Below are 26,339 nucleotides of genomic sequence, written 5' to 3' on the forward strand. Positions count from 1 at the left end.
GCTATTGGCGCGATGGCTCCACTCCGACTCCATCCCGAACTCGGTTGTGAAACGTTGCTGCGGCGAAGATACTTTGGGGGTTGCCCCACGGGAAAATAGCTCGGTGCCAGGTCAATTTTCATAGTAGAGCGCCCACTTTAGCAAAGCTGGGCGCTTTGCTATTTTCTGCCTATTCTCGATATCCTAAGAGTATTTAGCCTAGAGAATTTGCTGTGGATGCAATATTAGAGCGATCGCGCGAACTCAAGCAAGCCTTAATAGAATTTGTTCTTGATGCCGGGGGAGAACTAGCAGAATCTTTAGAGTCCTATGTTGCTTCCAAATCGCGTTCCCAAGGCAACCGTTATGATGCAACTTATGAACAGAATCTGCTAATTGATTCTTTTATGACAGAGGGGAAAGTTGGAGAAAAAACTCCTCTAGATTTATTTATTGATAGCACTCCAGAATTGTCAGAAGCTGACCGAGCCTTAGTTAGGAGTTGGCGGCGCAGCTTCATTGGTTTATTTGCCGTCAGCCAACTTCTCCCAGATGGCTTTGAGCTGATGAACTGGTTAACAACCAAGCAATACATTGTCAAGCCGAATGATGCCGTTACTCTGGAAGAAATGGCGCGGTTTAAAGAAGGGGAAATTTTGCTAACCCGTATTGCTCCTGTAAGTGACGATGATTGGATGTTTTCTGGTCCTTGTCGGTCAATGGGTTCTTTGGGTAAACCGAAACTGGCGGTAGCAATTGGTAGCTTTAAAGACAATCATAAAGATGCTCTTTACAGGGATGCCCCAGATTTACTGGAAGAAGCATGGAACTCAGTTGCAGAGTATCATCAAGAATTTCTTGACTTTTTTGGGAGTGATGAAGTAACTCTACCTGGTTATCAGCTCAATAAGAAAATTAACGAACTGCAAGAGCTAATGACTAAGCGTCGTCTATTAGAGGCAGGCATTGATGAATCAAAATCCTTGTCAGAGATAGCAGAAGAAGCTGGAGTTACCGAAGAAGAGATGAAAGCGGCGGCTGAAGAAGCAGGGGCTGAGTCTGAGGCAGTTTCTCAGCTATTTGACAGCAGCAAAGGCTTGACGAAAATGGTAATGCCTAAGGTTGACTTACCTGCTGAACTTAAGAAGGCAGAACAAGTAACCGTTTTCACACATCCTCGCTGGGGTCAAATATTTTTGCCGACCTACACTCAGTTCAAGACAATCCTAGAATCAGAAGACTGGCAGAGCAATCCAGCTACTAATAAGCTGGTTCGCAAATACCTGGAAGACCCAACGATTAACGTATTCATTTGGCACAAATTAGCTCAACTATATCCAACTCAGCTAGAAAAGATCTTACAATCCTTCTTGGAGCGTCCAGACTTTAAGATTGAGCGTGATTTAGAGGCTTTGCTGCAAGAACACAATAAACCTCTAGAGCCAGAACTCCCAGAAATAGCAAGTGTGCCTATTCATTTACACGAACTCTTTCAAGAAGCCATGGCAGAGGTCAACAAATCAAAGTCCAAAGGTAAGGGTAAAACAAAAGAGAAGACTGCACGAGGCTTTAAATAAATTTGACAGAAGCCTGGTAGGATTCTATGAGCCAGTTTCATCCCAGCTTATCCAAATGTCTGCTGCCGTTGTCACGCTGAATATTACTGAACATCAGCAAAATTTGATGATTCAAAGCCCTGTATCAGGTCTATCTCTACAGGGATGCCTCACGGTGCCAGGGGACAAGTCTATCTCTCACCGTGCCTTAATGTTGGGGGCGATCGCACAAGGAGAAACCCTAATTCAAGGACTACTCTTAGGCGAAGACCCCCGTAGCACCGCTAGCTGTTTCCGGGCAATGGGTGCAGAGATTTCCGAGCTAAATACAGAACAGGTCATTGTAAAGGGCATAGGATTAGGTCAGTTACAGGAACCTGAAGATGTTTTGAATGCTGGAAACTCTGGGACAACGCTCCGGCTAATGCTGGGAATCCTCGCTTCTCAACCAGGACGATTTTTCACGGTAACAGGAGATAGTTCACTGCGATCGCGTCCTATGTCCCGCGTTATCAAACCCTTGCAACAAATGGGGGCGCAAATTTGGGCACGTAAGGGTGCAACACTTGCGCCTTTAGCCATTCAAGGACAACAGCTTAAACCCATTCACTACCACTCTCCGATTGCCTCAGCCCAAGTTAAGTCCTGTATTCTCCTGGCTGGTCTGATGGTGGAAGGACAAACCACGGTTACTGAACCAGCCCTCTCCCGCGACCATAGCGAACGGATGCTGCAAGCGTTTGGGGCCCAACTCAGCGTTGACCCAGAAAGCAAGAGCGTTACTATAACAGGACTAGCCCAGTTGCAAGGGCAAACGGTGATTGTTCCCGGTGATATTAGCTCAGCTGCTTTTTGGTTGGTCGCTGGGGCAATTGTGCCCGGTTCAGAATTGTTGATTGAAAATGTTGGTGTTAATCCCACCCGCACTGGCGTTTTAGAAGCGCTGTCAATGATGGGGGCTGACATTAACCTAGAAAATCAGCGTGTGGTTGCTGGGGAACCAGTAGCAGACTTACGGGTGCGCTATGGACAGCTTAAAGGCTGCGAAATTGCTGGTGATGTAATTCCCCGATTGATTGATGAGATTCCAATTCTTGCCGTAGCCGCTGTTTTTGCGGAAGGGACGACAGTAATTCGGGATGCAGCGGAACTGCGAGTTAAGGAAAGCGATCGCATTGCTGTGATGGCATCTCAGTTGAACCAGATGGGGGCACGGGTTACAGAATTACCGGATGGTCTGGAGATTACTGGTGGCACCCCTTTAGTCGGTACTGATGTTGATAGTCATACCGACCACCGCATTGCCATGAGTCTTGCCGTTGCCGCACTCAATGCTACTGGCACGACTACGATCCACGGTGCTGAAGCTGCTGCTATCTCTTACCCTGACTTCACTACCACCTTGCAACGACTCTGCAACCAGAGATAAATCTCACAAGTGTAATCGCAGCCAACAGATTTACTCCCCATGAACTCGTTTGCTTGCTTAAGCTTGAACTATATCCTCATTAGTTATTTGGCTGCCTGTAGCTTGCCGCTACTAGCCACAAAAAGACCTGCTGCCAAAAATGCGGCTGCTCCGATGAGCACACCAACAATCGGGGATAGAGTCTCTGGCTGACCAAATAAAGCGCCAAAGACACTAGACGCAACGGCTCCACCACTAAAATAAATACCAGTTCCTAAACCTGCTTTATCTGGCGGCACCATTGATAGAGCAAACGGAATCGTCCCATTAGAAACGAGGCTGAAGGTTGCACCTAAAGCGATCGCAATTCCAGACGCGATCGCGCCATTGCGAGTAAACACCATCAGTCCCATAAATCCAGCCATAGCCACTAAACCATAAGCCATTGCCTGACGATTCCCTAAACGTGAGGCAAGCTTTCCGGCAGGAATTGCCGTCACTGCCAGAGCAATAAATATTCCCCCTATAATCAAACCTTTGTTCGCACCTGGAACTTGACTATCCAGAATTTGGGGAAACGTTTGCATCATCAAGCGAAATCCCAAAGCAACTCCCACCCCCGCACCAAACACCAACGCCAAACGGGGAATGGAAATCTGCCGCCAACTACTAGATGATTGGGGACTTAGAGAAGACTCCGACGTTTCCTGCTGTACACTACTGTTCGGGTTTACCGACCTTAACGCAACGGCAGCAACCAGCAATGTGAATGAGCCAATCGAAAACGTGACAATTGGACCTAAGCTAAGAATAAATTGATTGGCGAGTGGACCCATCGCCCCAGTTAAGCCCCCTACTAAGGTAAGGATACTAGCGGCTTGGGGGAGATTTGTGCCAAAGGCATAACGCCCCAATAATGATAGGGCTGGACTACGAAACACAGTCATTGCCAAAGCCCAAGCTACCATTAGCACTGGCAATACCCAGCGAATAGTGGCTGTCGGAGAGCCGAAGACCAAAAAGGCTGGGATGGAAATGAATAAGGCTGATGCCAAGACAACTCCCACAGAGATAAAGGGGAAACGAGTACCAACCCAACGCTGTGCTTGGTCGGAAAGTGCCCCCATTAATGGCTCCATTACAGCAGCCAAGATATTTTCTACAATTAGCAGTCCCGTAGCTATTGTTTTGGGAAAGCCAAAATCGGTCAGTAGTTTCAGCAGGTAAAGGTTGTAAATCACCCAAGTTAAAGCGATCGCTCCCTGGACAGCGGCTAGTCCCCAGACTTGCAGCCATAGGACTCTGGGTGAGGCGTTGGAGATACTCATTGCTGATGCCAGAAGTTTTGCGTGAGCCAGAATCTTAGCAAAAAAGCTGACAATGTGTTATGGCTTTAGCGACTACCTGGCTTGATTAATGCCGATTGTGCGGCGAATCAAAATCAAGAATTGGTCCCTTGGGAACGATGCCATGAGGGTTCACGTTGGGATGACTCTTATAGTAATGCAACTTGATGTGTTCAAGATTGCAAGTTTCCTTCACCCCTGGCTGTTGGTACAAGTCTTTGAGATAGTTCCAGAGATTTGGATACTCATAAATGTGGCGCAGGTTGCACTTGAAGTGGACGTAATAAACTGCATCGAAGCGGAACAATGTCGTGAATATACACCAGTCAGCTTCAGTAATGGCATCACCACAAAGATAGCGCTGCTTTTCCAGAACCCCTTCCCAGTGATCCAAGGCATCGAATAGTTCTGTCACGGCTTCCTCGTATGCCTCTTGTTGCGTCGCAAATCCCGCTCGATAGACACCATTGTTGATGGGTTGGTAGATAGCGTCAATCGTCTTATCTATATTTTCCCGCAACTCCTCCGGGTAGAAGTTCCTATCGGATTTGATAACAGCATCAAACTGTGTATCAAGCATCTGGATAATCTCGCGGGATTCATTGTTGACGATTTTGTTCGTTTCTTTATCCCAGAGAATCGGAACTGTCACTCGTCCTGTGTAGTTAGGCTCAGCTTTCAGGTAAACATCTCGAAGGTATTGGGTACCATTCACCGTATCAGGAATCGAGCCTGGGAAATCCGAGAATACCCAGCCCTCTTCACCCATCACTGGATCGACAACGGAAAGCGTGATTACATCCTCTAACCCCTTCAACTTCCACATAATCGCGGTGCGCTGCGCCCAAGGACAAGCCCAGGAGACATAGAGATGATAGCGTCCTGACTCTGCCTTAAAACCACTCGAACCATCGGCAGTAATGCGATCACGAAATGTCGTTGATGGGCGCAGGAACCGTCCTTTCGTGTCTTCCTGCTCACGTTTGGATACCCACTTTCCCTCAACTAACTGCCCTAATGCCATGATGACTCCCTCTAAATGCTTGTATTAACGAAGACTTAAATCGTCCTTCTGTGGAGACTATCTGTCATCATCAACTCTTAAATCTCACATACCTGTTACTCTTCAGCCTGAAGAATTTTTGGCACCTTGAAGAAATCACCATCCTGATCAGGTGCTCCCTTCAAGATTGCTTCCCGATCCGCATAAGGTTGTAAATTATCAGGTCTAGTCACGTTGCTAATGTCAATCGCTCGTGTAGTTGGCGGGACATCGGCAGTGTCCAGTTCACTCAGTTGTTCAAAATACTCTAAGATACTGTTCATCTGAGCCGCAATCTGCTCTTCTTCCTCGTTCGTCATTTCCAAACGGGCGAGATTTGCAACTTTGTGAACTTGCTCACGGTCAATCATGGTTGTTGGTTGTTGGTTATTGGTTGTTGGTTGTCAGTAGCTAATGAGTCACTAACTACTGACAACTTGCAAATCATTAGAAGTAGATATCCATTGCTGAGCGACCTGTCGTTTTTAGCCAGTTTTGCGCCTCAATGTAGTTATTGGGGGCAAGGCGAATCGCTCGTTTCCAATATTCGGCAGCTTCCTGATACATAGCTTCAGCCGCTTCGCTGTTTCCAACTTCGTCCGCCCTATCCCCCTTGAAGTGATAAATCACAGCAATATTATTGAGTGCCTGTGGTAGACGCGGATTGAGATCAATTGCCTGATGATAGAGATCCAAAGCCGTGTCATGATCACCGTTACTCGCGTGAATCAACCCCATATTGTAAAGAATATAGCTGCGATCATAGGCATCTTCTTCCAGAGTAAGCGCTTCCTTGTAGTTATCCAAAGCTTCGGCGTATTCACCATCAGCCTGAGCTGACATACCATCCCGGTAATAGGCAAAGGCTTCTTTGGCTTTCTTGTTAGCAGGCATAACCTTGAGGATCATATCTGCCATTACCGTGAAGCTTTTGTCGATGAAGTTATCGTTACGTTGATTTCTTGGCATGGATGCGTCTATGTGATTGCGAACAGTTGATTAGACTAGCTTGTCTGCTGAGTGGTATTCAATACTTACTTGTTAATTTAACGTTGATTAGCCGATGAATGAGGCTTCTATCCTAGGGGAATGTGTACTCATGCAAATCAGTACACAAAGTTATGTAACAAAGCGCTCGTGTAAACACGCTCTAGTTACTGTGCTTTATCAGCTTCGACAAGATGGCAGTGGAACAAATATGCCTCTATTTAGAGTCAATTCCTTAATTAATATACAGAAACATAAATGAAGCTTACTCAGATTTTTTCTTTACTATCAGTAGCCTTTCTCCTGAGTACAATGGCTGCCTGTGTGTCTGCCTCAGAAAAGGCAGTGACTAAAGGTACAAGCTCAACCACACAAACCACGGCAACAGAGACAAGCCAATCCACTCAAGTTGCTCAAACACCGCCGAACACACAACAATCACGAACAAAAACCGATGTCATCAGTGTGGAAGGGGAAGAAACTGAGATTTCCCTAAAGCTTTACGACGCAGCTAGTGAGGTTTTTACCACTTATTTTCCAGAAAATGACTTTGTTGCTGAATCGGGTGGTTCTGGGGAAGGAACAGGCGCTCGGTTTTATTTCAGTGCGGGTGGGGCAAAAAATGAAGCAGTTTATGTTCATATGTTCTTCCCTGCCCAAGCGACAAGTCTAGAGCAAATTAAAAATTTGGTGACGCAACAAGGCGGATTGCTTCAAGGTAATCAGTGGCAAGTCGTGAATCAGACGGAAGAGGTTCCTTATTCCTGGGCAAAGGAAAAGATTACCTTCTACGAGCAACGTACCGCTTCTGAACCAATAGGCGGTGAGGTGTACATTGGTGAATCTGACGGCAAAGCCTTTTATGTCATTACCCATTATCCTGCGGAATATGCAGAGGGTTTTAGTCCGAGGGCTGACCTCATTTTGAAGAATTTGCAAGTAAGCCCCTAGACAATTCCACAATCATAGAAAAGCGATCGCGTGTATTATCTGTGTTTAAAGCCTGTTGCTGTACAGTTCAACAAGATGAATTCTGCCCAGTAGCTAGTCAAAACACTTAAACGACAGATTACGAGAGTATTCTTAGAAACAATCTAAACCATAGGTGATACACCAATAAACCGATAAAATTAACCCTGTGCTATCTGTGCAAGGGTTCTATGTCTACAACCTCCTCTGCTCCTTTTTCTCCGGAAGAAATTGCTGCTCAAGGCTTGAAGCCTGAAGAATATGAAGATATTGTTCAACGCTTAGGGCGTCATCCCAATAAGGCGGAGTTGGGAATGTTTGGCGTAATGTGGTCAGAGCATTGCTGCTACAAGAACTCGCGCCCACTACTGAAACAGTTTCCTACAGAAGGCGATCGCATTCTTGTTGGTCCCGGAGAAAATGCCGGAGTTGTAGATTTGGGAGATGGATTACAACTAGCGTTTAAGATCGAATCTCACAACCACCCCTCAGCCGTCGAACCGTTCCAAGGTGCTGCGACAGGTGTAGGAGGCATCCTGCGGGATATCTTTACCATGGGGGCGCGTCCAATTGCCCTACTCAACTCTTTACGCTTCGGTTCCCTGGAAGATGCACGGACGCGAAGGCTTTTTAACGGCGTAGTAGAAGGAATTTCTCATTATGGAAATTGCGTAGGAGTACCGACAGTTGGAGGTGAAGTTTACTTTGACTCGGCATACAGTGGTAATCCCTTAGTCAATGTCATGGCACTAGGCTTGATGGAGACATCAGAAATCGTTAAGTCGGGTGCAGCAGGCATTGGCAATCCAGTACTTTATGTTGGTTCCACCACAGGTAGGGATGGGATGGGCGGCGCAAGTTTTGCTAGTGCCGAACTTAGTGATAAATCAGTGGATGACCGTCCTGCGGTGCAAGTCGGCGACCCTTTCTTGGAAAAATCTTTAATTGAAGCTTGCCTAGAGGCATTTAAGACAGGTGCTGTCGTTGCGGCACAGGATATGGGGGCAGCAGGGATTACCTGTTCTACATCAGAGATGGCAGCCAAAGGTGGGGTAGGGATTGAGTTGGATTTAGACCTCATCCCAGTTCGAGAATCCGGCATGGTGCCTTATGAATACCTACTGTCAGAATCCCAAGAACGGATGCTATTTGTTGCCCACAAAGGTCGGGAACAAGAGTTAATTGATATTTTCCACCGTTGGGAACTTCAGGCAGTGGTAGCAGGCAAAGTCATTGAAGAACCAATTGTGCGAATTCTGTTTGAGGGTAAGGTTGCTGCTGAAATTCCCGCAACAGCCTTGGCAGATAACACGCCTATTTATCATCGAGAAATCTTAGCAGAACCACCAGAGTATGCTCGTCAAGCCTGGGCGTGGACAGCAGCATCCTTACCTGACTGCACTGTCAAGGGAATTGAAATCTCAGGTAACCACAAAAGCTGGAATGATATCCTCCTCCAGCTATTAGATACCCCTACCATTGCTTCTAAACGTTGGGTTTATCGCCAATATGACCATCAAGTACAAAACAATACGGTGATTCTACCTGGTGGGGCTGATGCCGCTGTCGTGCGAGTCCGTTCTGTACCCTCCCTTGCTAAGGGGGAGCAAAGAGATGTTTCTCAACGTGGTGTTGCAGCAACAGTAGATTGCAATTCCCGCTATGTCTATCTTGACCCCTACGAAGGAGCCAAGGCAGTCGTCGCAGAAGCAGCCCGTAATCTTAGCTGTGTCGGTGCAGAACCTTTGGCAGTTACTGATAATCTCAATTTCGGCAGTCCAGAAAAGCCAGTTGGCTATTGGCAGTTGGCATCCGCTTGTCAGGGCATTGCAGAGGCTTGTCGGGAGATGGGAACACCTGTAACTGGGGGCAATGTTTCTCTCTATAACGAAACCCTGGATGCTATTGGTCAACCCCAACCTATCTACCCAACGCCAGTGATTGGCATGGTGGGATTAATTTCTGATCTTAGCCAAGTCTGTGGTCAAGGCTGGCAAGCAGAAGGAGACTTGATTTATCTGTTGGGACTGCCTCTGGCTGACTCCACGCCTCACCTCTCATTGGGTGGTTCTGAATACCTGGCAACAATTCATGGTTTAGTGGCTGGTAAACCGCCAGTAGTGGATTTTGATTTAGAGCGTCGTGTCCAAGCTGTGACACGAGAGGGGATTCGTCAAGGTTGGATTCGTTGCGCTCATGACTGTGCTGAGGGAGGAGTGGCTGTTGCCCTTGCTGAATCTTGTATTGCAGGTCAACTGGGTGCCGAAATCAACTTGGGGCTGACAGAAGAGTCTTTCTTAAGCCGTTGGGATGAAGTTCTCTTTGGTGAGTGTGCCAGTCGCATTTTAGTAGCTGTGAGTTCCGAGCAACAGGCTCATTGGGAATCCTATCTAAAGGAGCAACTAGGGGAACAACTCCAATACTGGCAAGCAGTTGGCATTGTCAAGAGTAAAGATGCTGGTTTACACCTTTTGATTGCTGACAACCTAGCTCTAATCGACGTTAATATCACAGATATAAGCGATCGCTTTTCAAACGCCATCGAACGGCGTTTGGAAGTTTAGCTATAACACTGAGTAATGACAAACCAGATTATCCAACAGTGCCATCAGGGAGCATCATTCCGGTACTGTCATTGGTGGTCTTGTTAAGAAAATGTTAAGCTTGGTTAACCTTCCAGTGCCTATCAGCTTTGATACAAGTCTCACTACCATCAAATCCGCTTGATTAATTCATTTTATGGATCTACTTTTTCTGTCTGCTTTGCTTTCAGCAACTGAACTAGTGAACAAACAGCAAAGGCTCATAACCTTAGGGATAGGGAGGCGAGCCTAGCTAGAGTTGCTCTCGTTTTTCAAAGCGATGGGCAGTTTCCCCAATACGGAAGCAATGAACAAGCGGATTTGATATGACTTACCACCATTATCAGGAGCAATCTTTACTATGATCCCCCACCAATCCCTCTCTGAGAACAACCCTGCTCAATCCCCTGAGGAGCCTATACAGCGACCCGACAAACAAGAGGAAGCCTGCGGAGTCTTCGGTGTTTATGCACCAGGAGAAGATGTCGCCAAGCTAACTTACTTTGGTCTTTATGCCCTTCAACACCGAGGTCAGGAATCAGCAGGAATTGCTACCTTCGACGGAGAACAGGTGCATTTACACAAAGATATGGGATTGGTGTCCCAAGTGTTTAATGAGGCAATCTTGAGCGAGCTACCAGGAGACATGGCAGTTGGTCATACTCGTTACTCTACCACTGGTTCTAGCCGTATTGCCAATGCCCAGCCTGCTGTTGTTAAGACTCGCTTGGGAACGTTAGCTTTAGCGCACAATGGTAACTTGGTAAATACAAAAGATCTGCGGGAGCATTTGCTTCAGCGTAATTGTAACTTTGTTACAACTACCGATTCAGAGATGATTGCGATCGCGATCGGGTCAGAAGTGGATAGTGGCAAAGACTGGTTGGAAGCCGCTATCAGTGCTTTTGAGCATTGTACAGGAGCTTATAGTTTAGCGATCGGCACTCCTGCTGGCTTAATGGGTGTCCGTGACCCGAATGGTGTTCGTCCTCTGGTTATCGGGACCCTTCCCAGAAGTGACTCCACAAATCGCCCTTACTACGTTCTAGCCTCTGAAACCTGTGGCTTAGACATCATTGGTGCTGAGTACCTGCGTGATGTTGAACCGGGAGAATTGGTTTGGATTACCGAAGAAGGCATGGCATCTTTCCACTGGAGCAAAAAGCCAGAGCGAAAGATGTGCATTTTTGAAATGATTTACTTCGCAAGACCTGATAGCGTCATGCATGATGAAAGCTTGTACAGCTATCGCTTACGACTAGGGCGTCAATTGGCACGAGAATCACTAGTGGATGCCGACATTGTGATTGGTGTACCGGACTCTGGTATTCCTGCTGCTATTGGCTTTTCCCAGGAATCCGGTATTTCCTACGCTGAAGGGCTAATTAAAAATCGCTATGTGGGTCGTACCTTTATCCAACCCACCCAAACGATGCGAGAATCTGGTATCCGCATGAAGCTCAATCCCCTGAAAGATGTCTTATCAGGAAAACGAGTTTTGATTGTTGATGACTCGATTGTCCGGGGTACTACAAGCCGCAAAATTGTTAAAGCACTGCGTGACGCTGGTGCAACTGAGGTGCATATGCGAGTTTCCTCGCCACCAGTAACTCACCCTTGCTTCTATGGCATCGATACAGATAGCCAAGATCAGTTGATTGGCGCAAGAATGTCAGTGGAAGAAATTGGTGTGCAGATTGGCGTAGATAGCCTTGCTTACCTTAGCTGGAAGGGAATGCTTGAAGCGACTGGTGAAGACCCCAACAGCTTCTGTTCTGCCTGCTTCACTGGTGATTATCCGGTTCCAGTGCCAGAACTAGTCAAGCGTTCCAAACTTATGCTGGAAAAAGTAGCCAGAGTCTAACCATCTCTGCTGAATAGTCGCTATAGGGGCGCAAAATCTTGCGCTCCTACAGAAGGCTTATCGATAGTTTTTTTTGTGGAAGTTCCTTTGCTGAATTAGCGATCGCCTTGGCGACTCTTGACTCTAGTCAAATACTGAAACCAAGACCTATCAATATCCATCCCTTCGGCCTTCTGCCTTCTGCCCTCTGCCTTTTGCAGCGATCGCCTCATACCTTGATCTGCGTTTCTCCGAGATATTTTTTCAGATAAGGTGAAAAAACCTCATAAATTAGCGTTAGAGGTTGCCCATGGTGCCAGAACAGGTAGTGGCGACCCCAAAAGGGTCCTTTCTCACCAAAAGCCGACTCCAATGCCTCTGAGTGACCGTAATAAATTCCTTGAACATCTCGATACAACTCACTCCGGAGACGAGCAAGACTTGCCCAAATCGGTATAGTTCGATTCTGTAAATACTCATCAACATGGTTAGCATCCCACCAAGACGCCGCATAAGCCAGTCGCTGACCAGACGCAGTGCGAAGCCACACCTGTCGTCGTAGCCTTGGTCCCGGTACGGCTTGGATATGCTTGGGTGCCCCATCATCACTCATTCCAATTATCGACATATCGATGACATCGACCTCAGTCGGCTCACTTGTAAGAAGTTGTAAGTGACGAGTCGGAGAGCCATCTCCCAACAGCAAGATCTGCCAAGTTGGGGCTAGCTGGCTATGGGGTAATCCTTGCTGTACATTTGCTTCCCCACCCTCCCAGATGGGGGTGAGGGCATGCCAGGTTGTTTGCAGAGTAAAGCTGTTTATTTGTTTCAAAGTTAGAGTTCTTTACATAACTTAACCTTATTCCATAATAGCGCCCCTAACCTCTTGCTTTAGCTCATTTAACCAAGTTACGAAATCCGCAACTGTAGAGAAATCCAACAGCACCTCTCCTAATCCCTCCAATTGAGCGATCGCACCCGTTCTTCCAGTTTAGAGTCACTACTTTTGAAGCATAAGATGAACGTTTGTCCAACTTATGGTTAAAGTCGTACCTATTCATCAGCCAGCATTACTTAGTAATGCGGATGGCGAGACTCGAACTCGCAAGGCTTACGCCACACGCCCCTCAAGCGTGCGTGTCTACCAATTCCACCACATCCGCGCAGTTATCTAATATAGCAAAAAGTAGGCAGATCGTAACTTTTTATTTTTATCGCCGCCGAATCTACTTTGCAATAGTTAAGTCTACCCTCTGCCCTCTGCCTTTGGGTATAATTACTGACCTTTCAGCCTATCCCTATGAGTTAACCTGGAACAATTTCCCAGAAAAAGTAACAAATAGTGTACGCGATCGCCTTTATCCTATCTGATACGGATGTAGCAGCGCTGTTCTATGCACTTTTCAAAAATCTTGATTGCCAATCGTGGGGAAATTGCCCTACGGATTCTCCGAACTTGCGAAGAAATGGGAATTGCCACTGTTGCCGTTCACTCCACAATTGATCGGCACGCCCTTCATGTCCAACTAGCAGACGAAGCTGTGTGCATTGGTGAACCACCCAGTAGCAAAAGTTACTTGAATATTCCCAACATCATTGCCGCTGCGCTAACTCGCAACGCCACTGCTCTTCATCCCGGCTATGGTTTTTTGGCAGAAAATGCCCGTTTTGCGGAAATCTGTGCTGATCATCAAATTTCCTTCATTGGTCCTACTCCAGAAGCGATTCGGGCGATGGGTGATAAATCCACCGCCAAAGAAACGATGCAACGATCTGGTGTGCCAACAGTACCAGGAAGCGATGGGCTGCTGACGAGTGAGCAACAAGCCCAAGCGATCGCCCGCAAAATCGGTTACCCTGTGATGATCAAAGCCACTGCCGGGGGTGGTGGACGTGGGATGCGCCTTGTCCACGAAGAGAGTGAACTCGCCAGACTTTTTCAAGCCGCTCAAGGAGAAGCCGAAGCTGCCTTCGGTAATTCAGGAGTCTACCTAGAAAAATTTGTCGTGCGTCCTCGCCATATCGAGTTTCAAATCCTCGCCGACAGCTACGGTAACGTTATCCATCTCGGTGAGCGAGACTGCTCGATTCAGCGGCGTCATCAGAAACTACTAGAAGAAGCCCCTAGTCCCGCTCTGACGCCAGAACTACGTGAAAAAATGGGAACGGCAGCAGTCATGGCGGCAAAATCCATTAACTACGTAGGTGCGGGTACCGTCGAGTTTCTCCTCGATGCCTCCGGTGCCTTCTACTTTATGGAAATGAATACTCGCATTCAAGTTGAGCATCCTGTCACTGAAATGATTACAGGATTAGACTTAATTGCCGAACAAATTCGCGTCGCTCAAGGGGAGAAACTACAACTCACCCAAGACCAGGTTACTCTCAAAGGTCATGCGATCGAATGTCGGATTAATGCCGAAGACCCTGAACATAACTTCCGCCCCCAGCCTGGACGAATTAGCGGTTACTTACCACCCGGTGGCCCAGGTGTCCGGATGGATTCCCATGTCTACACGGATTACGAAATTCCACCCTACTACGACTCCTTGATTGGCAAATTAATCGTCTGGGGACCCAACCGCGACGCAGCCATTAAACGAATGAAGCGAGCCTTGCGGGAGTGTGCAATTACTGGTGTCCCAACCACAATCGGCTTCCACCAAAAAATCTTGGAAACCCCAGCATTTCTTGAGGGTGAAGTTTATACCAATTTTGTGGAACAGATGATGCTCTCTGCTAAGGGCTAAAGCATCGGGAAATGGTGAGTACTAAGTTATGACTCCCACTCCCGAAGCCTGTTGCCCTAGTGCATCATTGTCAGCAGTCCTTGCTGACCGAGAAGAATTTCCCGAAGCAAGCTAAAAATCCCTACCCAAATAATTGGGGTGATATCAACGCCCCCAATTGGTGGGACAAGCTTGCGGAGCAGCACCAAGAAAGGTTCTGTCGGCAAAGCCACTAAGTTTAACGGGAAACGATTCAGGTTTACCTGAGGATACCAGGTGAGAACAATCCGAAAGATAAACAAAAGCGTCATCAGTCCTAGCACAGAACCGACAGTCCAGTTAATCAAGCTATCAGCAGTCATGGGTTGTTGAGTGATGAAAGTCATGCCCCAGCCTCAGAAAGACTGACATGACCCTAGTTATGTTAATTTTACGCTTTATGACTAAATGTTAACGAGGTTTCTCAGCTAAGTCATTGAGTTTGTCATCAGGGTTGTTCTACTACTACGGCTAAGCCTTCCTAGAATCGAACAGCCTTAAAACAGCTAGACACGCTTCTAGCTCTAGGATTTTTGTGCTATCCAGACTCACTAGATCGAAGCTTGGTCAGGGTTGATCGAAAACTCAAACCTGAATTAGCTTCTCAAGGGGGAAACACACTATTAGAATTAGTATGAAGAATATCAAACAAGGGTTGAAGTTCTATGACACCTTCATTAGCAAACTTTTTGTGGAGTCTCTTTTGGGGTGCGGCGATTGTTGTTATCCCCGCAACCGTTGCACTAATCTTTATTAGCCAGAAGGATAAAATCCAACGTTTCTAAACGTAGCGAGTTGTCAAAACCTCAACTCAAAAACAGGGCAGCAGGCACTCGGCTGCCCTGTTTTACGTTATCTAGAGGCAGGTTGTTGACTCATTGTTCGGCATAAAGCAAAGGCAAGTTAGCTTAAGCTGATATGAGTAGAGTTTGCGACTCAGCAAGCTTTACCAAAAACGTCTAGTTAAAGTAGAGATTTGCTATGATAACTCGCTACCATAGGACTGACTTAGGAGAGCAGCAATGGTAAATTTTGGGCTGAACTCAGCTAGTATTTTAGGCATTTTTCTGGCGGTTGCAGGAGCAGCGTTGTATTTCTTGCGCTCGATACGCCCAGAACTGTCACGAGACCAGGATATCTTTTTTGCGGCAGTGGGACTCTTGTGCGGCTTCATCCTTTTATTCCAAGGATGGCGACTTGATCCAATTCTGCAATTCGGTCAGTTTCTTCTGACTGGTACGACAATCTTTTTCGCCTATGAAGCCATTCGTCTACGGGGTGTTGCGACGGAACAGGCAAAGCGGAATACGCCGATTGTGGACGATGAGCGACCTGTTAGCAGGACGTATGCGTATCAACAAGAAGCAGAATTGTACGACCAACTAGAGCCGGAAGAGGAAAGATATACAAGCCGACGGCTTCGGGGAACGGAAGATGCCCGTAGTAGTACTAGAGAGCGCTATGAAGGAGAATCTCGTCGTCCCCGGAGTCGGGGGAGTTCAGAACGATTGGGGTCAGGAGAGCGACCTTCAAAACGTCGTCCTCGTTCCACCAGCCGCCCTCCAGAACGCTCCGTGGATACGTGGGAAGCAAACTTAGATACTGGCTGGGAGGAAAAACCGTCTCGTAGTAGCCGTCCTCGTCCTAGCAATCGCCCGGAAAGCAGCGACTCAGAGATACCAACGAAGCCAAGAAAGCGTCGTCCACCACAAGACAGGCAAGCCTCTGTACCTACTAGAGAGGTGGAAACGACATCAGCCGATTATGTTGATTACCAACCCATAGATTCTCAAGAGGACGATAGAGACAGCGATAATTCATCTGGGCGTTTTGACTACTAAAAGATTGCCTAATACACTACAGGGGCTTTTACTGAAAAAGTATCCAGTATTGAACAAGGCAAAGCATTTGAGTACAGCTAAATCTGTACAGCCCAAGGTGAGAAGATTGACTGTCGTCCGGAAAATCTACCGATCGCGTCGCTGGCGTATGGGGTTCCTGATGGGCTTTGTCGTCGCCTGTACTCCAGTTAACTCGATTCAAGAGCAAACTACTCTCAATAGCCGCTACACAGATGAGCAACCGGCATTAAGCGGCAATGGTCGGTATGTTGCCTTTGTTTCTAACCGGGATGGCGATCGCAAAATTGTGATGTATGACTTGGAACGACAAGTATTTGTTGATTTGCCACGCTTGAATCAACAACAAGCGATCGCCGAAAGTCCCAGCCTCAGTCGTAATGGTCGCTACATGGCATACATTTCCAGCAACCAAGGACGCTCAGAAGTAGCCATTTATGACCGGGCAACTAGACGCTCCGAAATTCTCACTCGCAACTATCTTAGCTGGGTGCGTAATCCAACCCTGAGTCCCGATGGTCGCTACGTTGCCTTTGAAACCAGTCGTCGCGGTCAATGGGACATTGAAGTGCTAGACCGGGGACCTAATATTGAATTAGATATTCCGGATGGAAGCACATCGTCTCGACAATAAAGGGGGTATAGCAGTGAAACGCCCCCTCTTTTTATCAGCAGCTATTACCCTCACCAGTTTGTTAACTAGCTGCACAGGTTCTGTGCAGTTACTCGATTTTCCCTTTGACCCAGCAGGGCGCAGTTTGAATAGTCTCCAGTCAGAATTGTCTCCCCATCTGGCAGGGCAGTACATTGTGTTTATTTCTGACCGACGTGGTAGCCAAGATGTTTATTTATATGACGCGGTTGCCCGCAATCTGATCGATTTACCGGGACTCAATGCGTTAGATGCGATCGCTTCTCACCCCGCTGTCTCCGAAGATGGTCGAACCATTGTCTTTGCTGCTACACGCCAAGGGCGTACAGGAATCTACCTCTACAACCGGGAAACGCGCCAGTTACGGAACCTTACAGAAAAACTCCAAGCCGAAGTGCGTAACCCAACGATTAGTGCCGACGGTAGTAGGATCAGCTTTGAAACTAGTGAGAACGGTCAATGGGATATTGCCATTTATGACCGTTCAGGAAAACCACTCAATTTGTCTATACCGATTCGATGAAGTTGTTGATGAAAGGAAATAAAGATTGGGGGCTGGGGATTGAGAAGATGCCGAAATGTAAGGAGATTCTGTAGAGATGTTCTCCGGAGTAGAGTGTCTTCCTGTCGGGGTATCCTCTTCCCGATTCCCAATTCCCAATTCCCCAATCCTTAATCCCCAATCCCCAATCCCCAAGTTTTGCTGGTTTCTCATTTTGGTGGGATTCCTCACCAGTGGTTGCGGAACTCAGTTCAACTCCCCCCCGCAAATCCTCTCCGGTGGACTCAACAGCCAACGAGCGGATGAGTCTCCCGCCTATAGTAGCGATGGTCGTTACCTAGCCTTTGCTTCTGATCGCGATCGCTCTCGTGATATCTTCCTCTACGACTTACAGCAACGGCGTCTGGTTGATTTACCCAACCTTAATCGCCCGAACTCTAGTCAAGACCAACCAGCGCTGAGTGCTGATGGTCGCTATATTGCCTATGTCTCCAGTGAAAGAGGGAAAACAGATATCTTGGTCTACGACCGACAAACCCAACAGTCACGGCTCTTAACTGGTGGTGTTAAAGGCTCAGTCAGGCGTCCAACAATTACTGGCGATGGGCAGTATGTCGCCTATGAAACAAGTCAACTCGGTCAGTGGAACATTGCAGTTGTCAAATTAGACACTAAATAAAGCTTTGAGTTGTTAGCGTTGAAGAAACTAGCTTTGGGTTGGTAGAGTCTTGTTCTCATAAGCAGATTGGAGGAATCTGATTAGCCCTGTTTGCCTAACCCTTGTTCCGAACCGATGGAAGATAGGGAAATATGGATTAAATAGAATTTGATTTCAAACCATCCATCGCTGCCATGCTCAATATGCTAAAACAGTTCCACCAGATTCATGCACACTAACCCATGAGTACCAGACGTCTGCGTATCGCTACATCGGGAATGATTGCTGTAGCTGCTATCGGTGCCACGACCATTGACGCAATCGCTCCGATACAGTTACTGAATTTATCCCTCCAGCCGAATAGCGCTTTTGCCCAAGACATTGATGAACAAACCAACATCCGAGTCTATCAACGGGCAAGTCAAGCGGTCGTCTCCATCAATGCAGGTGATGGAACGGGTAGCGGCAGTATCATCAGCTCAGATGGTTTGGTCTTGACCAATGCACACGTTGTACAAGGCTCTCAGACTGTCGAGGTAGTTCTGGCAGACGGTCGGAAGTTTCAAGCCGATGTTGTTGGTTTTGGTGAGAATGGTCTTGACTTGGCGGTTGTGAAAATTCAAGGGCAGACTAATCTTCCAGCAATTTCCTTTGCCCAGAGTCCCGTGCAAGTCGGTCAACGAGCGTTTGCCATTGGTAATCCCTTCGGTCAATTTCAGGGAACCTTTACGACAGGGATTGTCAGCCGTATTGACAATGAGCGCGGCTTGATTCAAACCGATGCTGCGATCAATCCGGGTAATTCTGGAGGACCACTCCTAAACAGGCAAGGCGAATTGATTGGGGTGAATACGGCAATATTTAGTGGCCCTAGAGGTGGCAATATAGGGATTGGTTTTGCGATCGCAATTGACAAAGTACAGCCTTTCCTGACCGCAGTACGAGAAGGACGCGCTTCCCGCACCGCTCAGCGGTTAGGACCCGTTCCAGGTGATACTCCGCCTAAACCACTAGTTCTAAATGGTTCTGCTGTCACAGGCAGACTGGGGCGGGGTAGCAGTGTTTTGCCAGTAGATAACAGCTTCTTTGACCTTTATGCTTTTGAAGGTAAAGCAGGTCAGCGAGTCCAAATTGATATGACAAGTCGGGAAATTGACTCCTACTTGATTCTGCTTGACCCAAATGGTGACGAAGTTACTCAAGATGATGACGGCGGCGGTGGTCCAAACTCCAGAATTATTGCTACACTGCCAGCCGATGGCACCTACTTGTTGATGGCAAATTCCTATGAAGCAGGACAAGCGGGTGCTTATAGCTTAAAAGCCGAGGCAACTAGTGCCAGGGCTGGGAATGTCGTAAACCAGGGAGGCTTTATCTTAAGGCAAGAGGGTATCCTTGGTTCTGATGCTGCTGTACTGCCTTCTGATGGGAGTCTGTATCAGGAATATGATTTTCAAGGTCGCGCCGGACAGGCAGTGACAATTGAGCTAGCAAGCCCTGATTTTGACACTTACATCGCACTGCTCGACGCCAACGGTCAGCTAATTGGCGAAAATGATGACGCAAGTGAGAACGATCCCAATTCTACTCTTACCGTTACCTTGCCCCGTAATGGTGTCTACCGAGTGATTGTCAATGCTTACGACAAGAGAGGTCGCGGTCGCTATCTTTTAACTATTAGAGAGTAAGTAGTCGATCATGAACGGCGTACTCCACAGCACCTAAAAATCTATCTTCAATTAAGGTGGACAGTACACAAACTGAAAGAAAATCTATCTTCCTCTCCTTGGTCGGAATGGGGAGATAGATTTTCATCCTTATGTCAGTAAATGCCGTTCATATTAATGAGAGATTAATTTGATATCACCTCTGTCTACCGAGAGGTTTAATCAGCCTAACTTCTCAGGAAAGCTTCTATCTTTCTATAGGAGTGATTTTTTTTTAAGTTTAGCCTTGTATGAGGGCTAACTCAAACCACTTAGACTAGCCAAGAAGTATTTGGTTGGAGTCATCTTAAGAAATCTTGCACAAACTCCAGGATTCTGTAAAGTAACAACAGCTATAGGATAGAGGTTGTTAAATAACGAAGTCGTTAACTAATCCTGTTATCGAATAGTCTTCTTCTGGGGTTGACTAGAGTAGACCTAACCACGTTAATAGACCCTGACCCGTGAGTAATTCCAGCAATAATAGACCGACAAATCCAATCATGGCAAACCGTCCATTGATTTGCTCGGCATAGGATGTCCAGCCAAAAGCAGGTTCAGGTTGGTTATAAGAGCCTTGAGGGGGCTGGCTAGAAGTAGCAGTAGGGGTTTCAGAACTCATGGCTTTGGCTTAACTTCCTTCTCAACTGTCTAAAGACTCTAAGTTTTGTACTGATTCAATCAGCGATCGCACTTGGGATACGCCTGTTGACGGCTCGAATCCTAAGGGAAATTTACCTCGTACTAACATTCTTAAACCCAGTGGACCAAGACTAATTAAGCCTTGAATATCTCGGAAAGAATTACCCACCACTTGTAAGCCAAACTTACGCTCATCAATCCAACCGCCATCTTTGACTAAGTCAATCAGCACTTTGCGATGACGAATTTGGCGACTAGCTTGGTTATCCTTTCGATCAAGAATTTCCTGTTTAATTTTACTGATTTGCTCCATTGGGGCAACATCCATCGGACAAACCGCGTTGCACATATAACAGCGAGTGCAACCCCAAACCCCTTGGGTACCTTTGTTGTATTCTTCAAGACGGCTTTCTGTTTTGGCATCACGGGAATCTGCTACCATCCGCTGCGCCTTAGCTAGGGCGTGAGGACCAACAAAATCCGAATTCACCTCACGGGCATTGCATTCAGAATAGCAGGCACCACAGAGGATACAGTTACCGTTTTGATTCAAACGCGATCGCTCTTCCGGACTCTGCAAAAACTCGCGTTCGGGAACAACTCTTGCCCCTGTGCTGACATAGGGATCGACCGCTTCTAAGTTATCCCAGAAGCTATGCATATCTACCACCAAATCCTTAATCACTGGCATATTACCCATCGGTGCGACAGTAATTTCAGGAATCCCAGATTCATTGTGCGTCGGCAGCTTCGCCAATTCACTGCCCACATTTTCTTTACAAGCCAAAGCTGAGCGACCATTGATTCGCATTCCACAACTGCCGCAAATTGTATTCCGACAATTCTTACGAAAAGCAAGAGTCCCATCTTGCTCCCACTTAATCCGATTCAGACAATCGAGAATCGTGTTTCCTTCCTCCACATCCAGCGTATAAGTCTGGATCATCGGGGAGGTATTTTGAGTCTGGCGAATAATTTTAAAACAAACTTGCATGACTTACTGACAAGCTCTTGATTATCTATACATTTCTATGAAAAACTAGCAATCCGCGAGGCATGACAAACATGACTCCTTCTCAGCTAATCTATCTTTCCTTATAATAAACGCTCCGGATTTATGATCACTGCTTATAGTCTAGGACATCAGTGCTGTCTTCATGTACTAAAACCCATCTCTAATTTGATCATTCGACCCAGCTAATTGCCATAGATAGAATTTTACATATAGAAGCCTTATTGAGTGATGTTAATCTACCTTTGCTCCAAATGCGTAAAGATTCTAAGAATGATCAAAAAATACTTGTCAATGTCGAGAGATTTAACGATATATTTTTTATAGAGCTTTCATAGCTTTGTAAAAAATGACCAATACCATCCTGAAATTTGAAGGATATCTTACGAGATTATGATAGAGACCGCCACTGCTCCACTAACGGGCAAAGCATTGCTTCAAAAAGTAAAAGAGCTATCACACTTGCCTCGGCGAGAAACAGCAAAACGCTGCGGCTATTACACCGTAACTAAAAACGACCAAACTCGCGTCAATTTAACAGATTTTTATGACGCAGTGCTGGCAGCGAAGGGTGTTCCCCTTGATCCAGAGGGAACAAAAGATGGTCGTGGTCGCGAACCGACCTATCGAGTAAGTGTCCATAAAAATGGGCAAATTGTTATTGGTGCAACCTATACTCAGGCAATGGGATTAAAATCAGGTGACGAGTTTGAAATTAAACTGGGTTACAAGCATATTCACTTAAAACAGGTGGATAGTGATACAGCCAAGAACCCAGAAGATGACGACTTGGAAATCGAAGAGGACTAATAGAACTAAACAGTTCTGCTCAAGGATAGATCTTAGTTTTATCTATCCTTTGTACAGAATCATGATCTTATAGATCCTCACAATTTGCCGCAAAAAGCCAATGGCTATCTTTGATCAGGCAGTAAGTCAGGGGTTGATGTCACTGAGGACATCAACGGCTCTTTTGAAAGTAGCGGCTTTTTTCCTCGCTTGGGCTGCTTTATGGCTGCCTCTGGCAATTCCGATCGCTACAGCGCTGAAATGGCATCCTCCTATGCCTTTGGCAGTAAAGCAAAAGTTACCATTAATAGCCGCACTTTACCTCATTGCCCCTCTCATTTTATGGGGGGCTTCTTGGGTAAATCAGGAGTCTTTTTCGGATTACGGCTTGAACTGGCAATTACCTGTTTTGGTGTCATTAGGGCTGGGTTTAGGCTTAGCGGTTCTCAGCTTAGTAATTGTTTTTACTGGGCAATGGACCCTCGGCTGGATTGAGTGGCGTTCTGAACATTCCCCACGCTTAGGGCAGGTATTATTGCCAGTATTTTTGTTGGGGTTATCGATTAGTGTCACTGAGGAGTTGGTCTTTCGTGGGTTCTTACTGAATACGCTTCAACAAGATTATTCAGTCTGGGTAGCAGCAGCAGTTTCGAGTGTAATTTTCGCCTTATTGCACCTAATTTGGGAGCAGAAAAATACCCTACCTCAATTACCAGGACTCTGGCTGATGGGGATGGTATTAGTGCTTGCTCGATGGTTAGATAATGGTAGCCTGGGCTTGGCGACGGGACTCCACACGGGTTGGATTTGGGGCTTAACTTGTCTGGACTCTACTGAACTAATTTCTTATACAGGTAAAGGTCCAACCTGGATAACTGGCTTAGGTGCCAATCCCTTAGCTGGTGTCGCTGGAATTGTTTGTTTACTAACAACAGGTATCCTGCTCCAGTGGCTTTTTGCTTAAAATGAACGAGAAACAAAGTCTCCCTGAGTGTTGTCAGCACTTAGGGAGACTCGTTTATTGAACTTCAAATTTAGCTATTCTTGCTGGAATTATTTCTGAATAACAGCAGAATTGCTCCAACTAATAGCATTCCCCCAAGCAACCCGAAGAAACCGAGTTGCTCTTTGAAGAATAACCAGGCGAGTAATGTTGAAGTTAATGGTTCCAGCAAGGTTGTGATGCTAGCGAGTGTCGCTGTCGTATGGCGCATTCCCGATAGGAACAGGACATAAGCGAGGACAGTAGGAACGAGTCCCAAGTACAGTAATATTGACCAACCAATTGCTGGATAGCTAACGACTAACCCACTGAACAGGGCAAAGGGTAGCAGTATAACCGCACCTGTACCAAACCCAATCGTGAGCGACTGGAGTGGGTGATACCGTCCAGCTAAGGCACGGCTACATAGAGCAATTACGGCGTAACCAAACGCTGAACCCAAAGCTAACAGAACCCCCAGCGCTGCATTACCCTGTTCTCCTACCGTATTGGGTTGGACATCCACACACAAGGCTGTACCCACAAGCGCAAAACTAAGAGCGACGATTAGCCTTGGGGTGAACTTTTCTCGAAATAGCCAAAGGGAGAGAAGCGCAACGATTACAGGTGCAATGCACAGCGTCACCAGAACTGCGATCGCAACTCCAACTTGCGCGATCGCACCAAAGTAGCAGACTTGGTAAAGCGCCATCATTGCGCCAAGCAACAGCATTAACACTAAGTCACGCCGTCGAACTCGGAACATTCGGATTCCCAAGGTATACCAGCAAGCCGAAAATAGAGCGGGTAGTGCGATCGCTAATCGAAAAAACCCGATAGAAAGCGGATTGGTATCCACCAAGCCATAAAGCGCTTTGATTGCCACACCTACTGTGCCCCACAGGACGGCTGAAAGCACAATCAACAACAGCCCACGGGTAGAGCTAGAGCTACCCTGAGCTACAGCTTGAATTTTCATGAAAAAACTATCCTTGCCTCACAAGATAAACAACGACCGAGCCGTGAGGGCAGGATAGGTATAGTGTTATTTTGGCTTCGCCTAAGGCAAAGCCACTAGATAAAAAACTGAACCCCCTGCCCTAGTCGGTGCAGGTAGGTGGAGGAGTGCTTTTGTAGCGCGTTCTTAGCACAGTTATGTGTCCTTGATTCGTTATCGCTTAGAACCTGTTGAGGACAATATCATACAAATACACTTATTGTGAAGAGTATTTAGCTTATTAGCAAAAATTAAGTGCTGTTATCAAATATCAATTAGTATCAACGAGTTTTCCGCAAGCTGAGTTCAATATCTTTGAGTAATTTTCATATCAAACATAGAAGAAGAGGTTGTTCGCATTATGTGGTGACACAAGTCGGCAGACCTCGTTCCCCAGAATTGGGGGATAAGGTGAGCAAGTGCGTAACCCCTGCAACTATAAAAAGGCGTGAGGGAAAGCCTTGCCCCCACGCCGACACAATTCATGTGCGATTTCCTAGCCGCTAATTAGAAACTTCCGCCAATTCAATCACCCGACCATCCATATCCTTCACCAAAAAATTTAGAGGCTTCTCGCTGCGAACTTTGTACTTGAGTCGTCGCATTTGTACGCGCATCAACACTTGTTCTAGGCAATCATGGTCGAAACATACGTGGCGTTGTTGGTTTTTATTGCCGATGCTTGCCCCAGAGATGACATGGAGCTGAGTATTCTTTTTGAGCTGATACCATAAACCATCAGTACCATTCATCCTTGTCGCACTGGTGGTTCCCAGGCTAGTTGACATATAAAGTGGGTCAAGACCTGTGGCTCCTAATGTTTGCTCGTAGTTGTAGTAGTAGTGTAGAGGGACTTCTGCTGCTGCTAAATTGAGCAAACCCTCATAAAACTGTCGTGCCACTTCCATATCGGACACCATTACAGTATGGACTTTTGGGGCACTGGTGAGAAACATCCACATCGCAACCGCGTAGGCTGCCAAAAGCATCACCATGATGCCCTGTGTAGAAAACAGGCTATCTAAAGGTAGACCAGGTAAGAAAGCGCCAAGTGGCAGAGGCTGAACTAGGAAGGAAATAATATCAACTGATAGAATCATGAACTGACAAAGCGTAATGAATCAAGTTTAACTTTGATGAATCTGTTGTCCTGTTACGGGTAAGATTATTACCACCAGACCTGTCCATAGATGTTACTAATTTTAGCTAAGTTATATCATCACTCTCAAAGGCTTCAACATGAAGCAGTCGGTTATCATTTCTCCATAGTCTGGAAACAGGATGGTGGAAAAGTAGCTAGCTGCCTTATTCTGAGGGCAAAGGAGCGATAGATATAGTGGGAAGCATCTGCTTTGATTTTGCTGATTCTATGGGAATTTAAAGATTGTGCAAATTCCGCATTTTTCTGAATCCAATCATCCGATTGTCAAGTCACTGTTTCATCACAGCGATCAGGAGTTGCTGACTCTGTTTCAGCGTCACCCGGAGCATGGAAAGTACTTCACGGCAATATTCTGTCGTTATAGTCCCATTGTCTTTACGTTAATTCGGCATTCAGCGCGATCGCCTGTGCAGGCAGATTATCTATTTGCCCTCACCTGGCGTCATATTTTCTACGAACTGGGTGGACTGGATTTACGTGACGACAATACACCTGGGTCGAATTCTTTCCAAAACTGGCTCATCAATATGACGGCTGTGTGTATCAACCAAGCCGATTTGCCGCCAGTGGAGTCGATTCACTACAACCTCCAAGCTGCACCACCACCATTTTGGTGTTACCTCGAACAGGCGATGGAAAAGCTGCCAGCCGTAATTCGGTTAATGGTAGTGATGGCGCAGACGTTCCACTGGAGCGAAACGCGGATTGCGGCGTATCTGCAAGCGGAGGGAGAAGTCATTTCACCAGCACAAGTGAGAACTCAGCTAAACCAAGGGTATCAACTTTTGGAAGAAGCTCTCCCTGATGATATTCGTGAGGTTTATTTGGGTGAGGAAGCCGCTCATCCAGAGCGCAAGTCGGCAGTCAGTACACTCTAGCCATGCTAGGGTTTGGCAAA

The 26,339-nt window shown here is 46.6% G+C and carries 26 protein-coding genes, 1 tRNA gene and 1 rRNA gene; 16 read left to right on the forward strand and 12 right to left on the reverse strand.

Annotation, left to right across the window (positions count from 1 at the left end):
• The 3 genes from rrf to aroA form a co-directional block, all read left to right on the forward strand.
• A 5S ribosomal RNA gene (gene rrf, locus H6F98_RS28155) occupies positions 1-112 on the forward strand; the annotation flags it as partial.
• Between the two features lie 100 nt (positions 113-212).
• Complete coding sequence (locus tag H6F98_RS28160) at positions 213-1,556, forward strand: hypothetical protein (protein WP_192222049.1); 1,344 nt, start codon at positions 213-215, stop codon at positions 1,554-1,556.
• Positions 1,557-1,611: 55 nt separating this feature from the next.
• Entirely contained in the window at positions 1,612-2,964 is a 1,353-nt protein-coding gene (gene aroA, locus H6F98_RS28165; protein ID WP_192222050.1) for a 3-phosphoshikimate 1-carboxyvinyltransferase, read from the forward strand.
• A gap of 83 nt (positions 2,965-3,047) precedes the next feature.
• On the opposite strand, the gene H6F98_RS28170 is transcribed toward aroA, so the two are convergent.
• The 4 genes from H6F98_RS28170 to H6F98_RS28185 form a co-directional block, all read right to left on the reverse strand.
• The gene (locus H6F98_RS28170; protein WP_192222051.1) at positions 3,048-4,271 is read right to left on the reverse strand and encodes an MFS transporter; all 1,224 of its coding nucleotides are present in this window, start codon (positions 4,269-4,271) and stop codon (positions 3,048-3,050) included.
• 85 nt (positions 4,272-4,356) lie between these two features.
• Positions 4,357-5,313: a glutathione S-transferase family protein gene (locus H6F98_RS28175; RefSeq protein ID WP_192222052.1), complete on the reverse strand. Its 957-nt coding sequence runs from the start codon at positions 5,311-5,313 to the stop codon at positions 4,357-4,359.
• Between the two features lie 95 nt (positions 5,314-5,408).
• The gene (gatC, locus tag H6F98_RS28180) at positions 5,409-5,702 is read right to left on the reverse strand and encodes an Asp-tRNA(Asn)/Glu-tRNA(Gln) amidotransferase subunit GatC (protein ID WP_192222053.1); all 294 of its coding nucleotides are present in this window, start codon (positions 5,700-5,702) and stop codon (positions 5,409-5,411) included.
• Between the two features lie 76 nt (positions 5,703-5,778).
• Complete coding sequence (locus tag H6F98_RS28185) at positions 5,779-6,300, reverse strand: photosystem I assembly protein Ycf3 (RefSeq protein WP_192222054.1); 522 nt, start codon at positions 6,298-6,300, stop codon at positions 5,779-5,781.
• Between the two features lie 276 nt (positions 6,301-6,576).
• Here H6F98_RS28185 and H6F98_RS28190 point away from each other — a divergent pair, with 276 nt between their 5' ends.
• The 3 genes from H6F98_RS28190 (at position 6,577) to purF (ending at position 11,733) form a co-directional block, all read left to right on the forward strand.
• A complete protein-coding gene (locus tag H6F98_RS28190; protein ID WP_192222055.1) occupies positions 6,577-7,269 on the forward strand; it encodes a hypothetical protein in 693 nt (230 codons plus the stop codon).
• 209 nt (positions 7,270-7,478) lie between these two features.
• Positions 7,479-9,851: a phosphoribosylformylglycinamidine synthase subunit PurL gene (purL, locus tag H6F98_RS28195; RefSeq protein WP_192222056.1), complete on the forward strand. Its 2,373-nt coding sequence runs from the start codon at positions 7,479-7,481 to the stop codon at positions 9,849-9,851.
• Positions 9,852-10,230: 379 nt separating this feature from the next.
• The gene (gene purF / locus H6F98_RS28200) at positions 10,231-11,733 is read left to right on the forward strand and encodes an amidophosphoribosyltransferase (RefSeq protein ID WP_192222057.1); all 1,503 of its coding nucleotides are present in this window, start codon (positions 10,231-10,233) and stop codon (positions 11,731-11,733) included.
• Between the two features lie 208 nt (positions 11,734-11,941).
• On the opposite strand, the gene H6F98_RS28205 is transcribed toward purF, so the two are convergent.
• The 3 genes from H6F98_RS28205 to H6F98_RS28215 all read right to left on the reverse strand — a co-directional run bounded on the left by H6F98_RS28205 (position 11,942) and on the right by H6F98_RS28215 (position 12,875).
• The gene (locus H6F98_RS28205) at positions 11,942-12,520 is read right to left on the reverse strand and encodes a chorismate lyase (RefSeq protein ID WP_396813880.1); all 579 of its coding nucleotides are present in this window, start codon (positions 12,518-12,520) and stop codon (positions 11,942-11,944) included.
• Positions 12,521-12,571: 51 nt separating this feature from the next.
• The gene (locus H6F98_RS34690) at positions 12,572-12,676 is read right to left on the reverse strand and encodes a DUF4351 domain-containing protein (RefSeq protein WP_199349033.1); all 105 of its coding nucleotides are present in this window, start codon (positions 12,674-12,676) and stop codon (positions 12,572-12,574) included.
• A 117-nt stretch (positions 12,677-12,793) separates the two neighbouring features.
• Positions 12,794-12,875, reverse strand: a tRNA-Leu gene (locus tag H6F98_RS28215).
• 231 nt (positions 12,876-13,106) lie between these two features.
• Here H6F98_RS28215 and accC point away from each other — a divergent pair.
• The gene (gene accC, locus H6F98_RS28220; protein ID WP_192222059.1) at positions 13,107-14,462 is read left to right on the forward strand and encodes an acetyl-CoA carboxylase biotin carboxylase subunit; all 1,356 of its coding nucleotides are present in this window, start codon (positions 13,107-13,109) and stop codon (positions 14,460-14,462) included.
• Between the two features lie 56 nt (positions 14,463-14,518).
• On the opposite strand, the gene H6F98_RS28225 is transcribed toward accC, so the two are convergent.
• On the reverse strand, positions 14,519-14,803 hold the full coding sequence (locus H6F98_RS28225) for a YggT family protein (protein ID WP_192222230.1): 285 nt from the start codon (positions 14,801-14,803) through the stop codon (positions 14,519-14,521).
• A gap of 342 nt (positions 14,804-15,145) precedes the next feature.
• Between H6F98_RS28225 and psbX the strand changes: the two genes are divergently transcribed.
• The 6 genes from psbX (at position 15,146) to H6F98_RS28255 (ending at position 19,839) form a co-directional block, all read left to right on the forward strand.
• On the forward strand, positions 15,146-15,265 hold the full coding sequence (gene psbX / locus H6F98_RS28230) for a photosystem II reaction center X protein (protein ID WP_192222060.1): 120 nt from the start codon (positions 15,146-15,148) through the stop codon (positions 15,263-15,265).
• Positions 15,266-15,502: 237 nt separating this feature from the next.
• On the forward strand, positions 15,503-16,321 hold the full coding sequence (locus H6F98_RS28235) for a Ycf66 family protein (RefSeq protein WP_192222061.1): 819 nt from the start codon (positions 15,503-15,505) through the stop codon (positions 16,319-16,321).
• Positions 16,322-16,388: 67 nt separating this feature from the next.
• The gene (locus H6F98_RS28240) at positions 16,389-16,973 is read left to right on the forward strand and encodes a biopolymer transporter Tol (protein ID WP_313929959.1); all 585 of its coding nucleotides are present in this window, start codon (positions 16,389-16,391) and stop codon (positions 16,971-16,973) included.
• Between the two features lie 13 nt (positions 16,974-16,986).
• Entirely contained in the window at positions 16,987-17,514 is a 528-nt protein-coding gene (locus tag H6F98_RS28245) for a Tol biopolymer transporter periplasmic protein (RefSeq protein WP_313929960.1), read from the forward strand.
• 76 nt (positions 17,515-17,590) lie between these two features.
• Positions 17,591-18,172: a PD40 domain-containing protein gene (locus H6F98_RS28250; protein WP_192222063.1), complete on the forward strand. Its 582-nt coding sequence runs from the start codon at positions 17,591-17,593 to the stop codon at positions 18,170-18,172.
• Between the two features lie 221 nt (positions 18,173-18,393).
• On the forward strand, positions 18,394-19,839 hold the full coding sequence (locus H6F98_RS28255; RefSeq protein WP_192222064.1) for a trypsin-like peptidase domain-containing protein: 1,446 nt from the start codon (positions 18,394-18,396) through the stop codon (positions 19,837-19,839).
• A gap of 445 nt (positions 19,840-20,284) precedes the next feature.
• Here the strand turns inward: H6F98_RS28255 and H6F98_RS28260 are convergent, their stop codons facing one another.
• Entirely contained in the window at positions 20,285-20,479 is a 195-nt protein-coding gene (locus H6F98_RS28260) for a chlorophyll a/b-binding protein (RefSeq protein WP_192222065.1), read from the reverse strand.
• A gap of 21 nt (positions 20,480-20,500) precedes the next feature.
• Positions 20,501-21,493: a succinate dehydrogenase/fumarate reductase iron-sulfur subunit gene (locus tag H6F98_RS28265; RefSeq protein WP_192222066.1), complete on the reverse strand. Its 993-nt coding sequence runs from the start codon at positions 21,491-21,493 to the stop codon at positions 20,501-20,503.
• A 411-nt stretch (positions 21,494-21,904) separates the two neighbouring features.
• On the opposite strand from H6F98_RS28265, the gene H6F98_RS28270 reads away from it, so the two are divergent.
• Positions 21,905-22,321: an AbrB family transcriptional regulator gene (locus tag H6F98_RS28270; protein ID WP_192222067.1), complete on the forward strand. Its 417-nt coding sequence runs from the start codon at positions 21,905-21,907 to the stop codon at positions 22,319-22,321.
• Between the two features lie 100 nt (positions 22,322-22,421).
• On the forward strand, positions 22,422-23,264 hold the full coding sequence (locus H6F98_RS28275) for a CPBP family intramembrane glutamic endopeptidase (RefSeq protein ID WP_192222068.1): 843 nt from the start codon (positions 22,422-22,424) through the stop codon (positions 23,262-23,264).
• Positions 23,265-23,334: 70 nt separating this feature from the next.
• Here H6F98_RS28275 and H6F98_RS28280 read toward each other — a convergent pair whose 3' ends face one another.
• Positions 23,335-24,261 carry a DMT family transporter gene (locus H6F98_RS28280; RefSeq protein WP_192222069.1) on the reverse strand — a complete coding sequence of 309 codons (927 nt, stop codon included), beginning with the start codon at positions 24,259-24,261 and terminating at the stop codon, positions 23,335-23,337.
• A 521-nt stretch (positions 24,262-24,782) separates the two neighbouring features.
• Positions 24,783-25,379 (reverse strand): glyoxalase-like domain protein, encoded by a 597-nt coding sequence (locus H6F98_RS28285; RefSeq protein WP_192222070.1) that lies wholly within the window; start codon positions 25,377-25,379, stop codon positions 24,783-24,785.
• Positions 25,380-25,665: 286 nt separating this feature from the next.
• Here H6F98_RS28285 and H6F98_RS28290 point away from each other — a divergent pair, with 286 nt between their 5' ends.
• Positions 25,666-26,319 carry an RNA polymerase sigma factor gene (locus H6F98_RS28290; RefSeq protein ID WP_192222071.1) on the forward strand — a complete coding sequence of 218 codons (654 nt, stop codon included), beginning with the start codon at positions 25,666-25,668 and terminating at the stop codon, positions 26,317-26,319.
• The last annotated feature ends 20 nt before the right edge of the window (positions 26,320-26,339 follow it).

The sequence above is a fragment of the Microcoleus sp. FACHB-SPT15 genome, assembly GCF_014849525.1.
GTDB classification, from domain to species: domain Bacteria; phylum Cyanobacteriota; class Cyanobacteriia; order Cyanobacteriales; family Coleofasciculaceae; genus Symplocastrum; species Symplocastrum torsivum.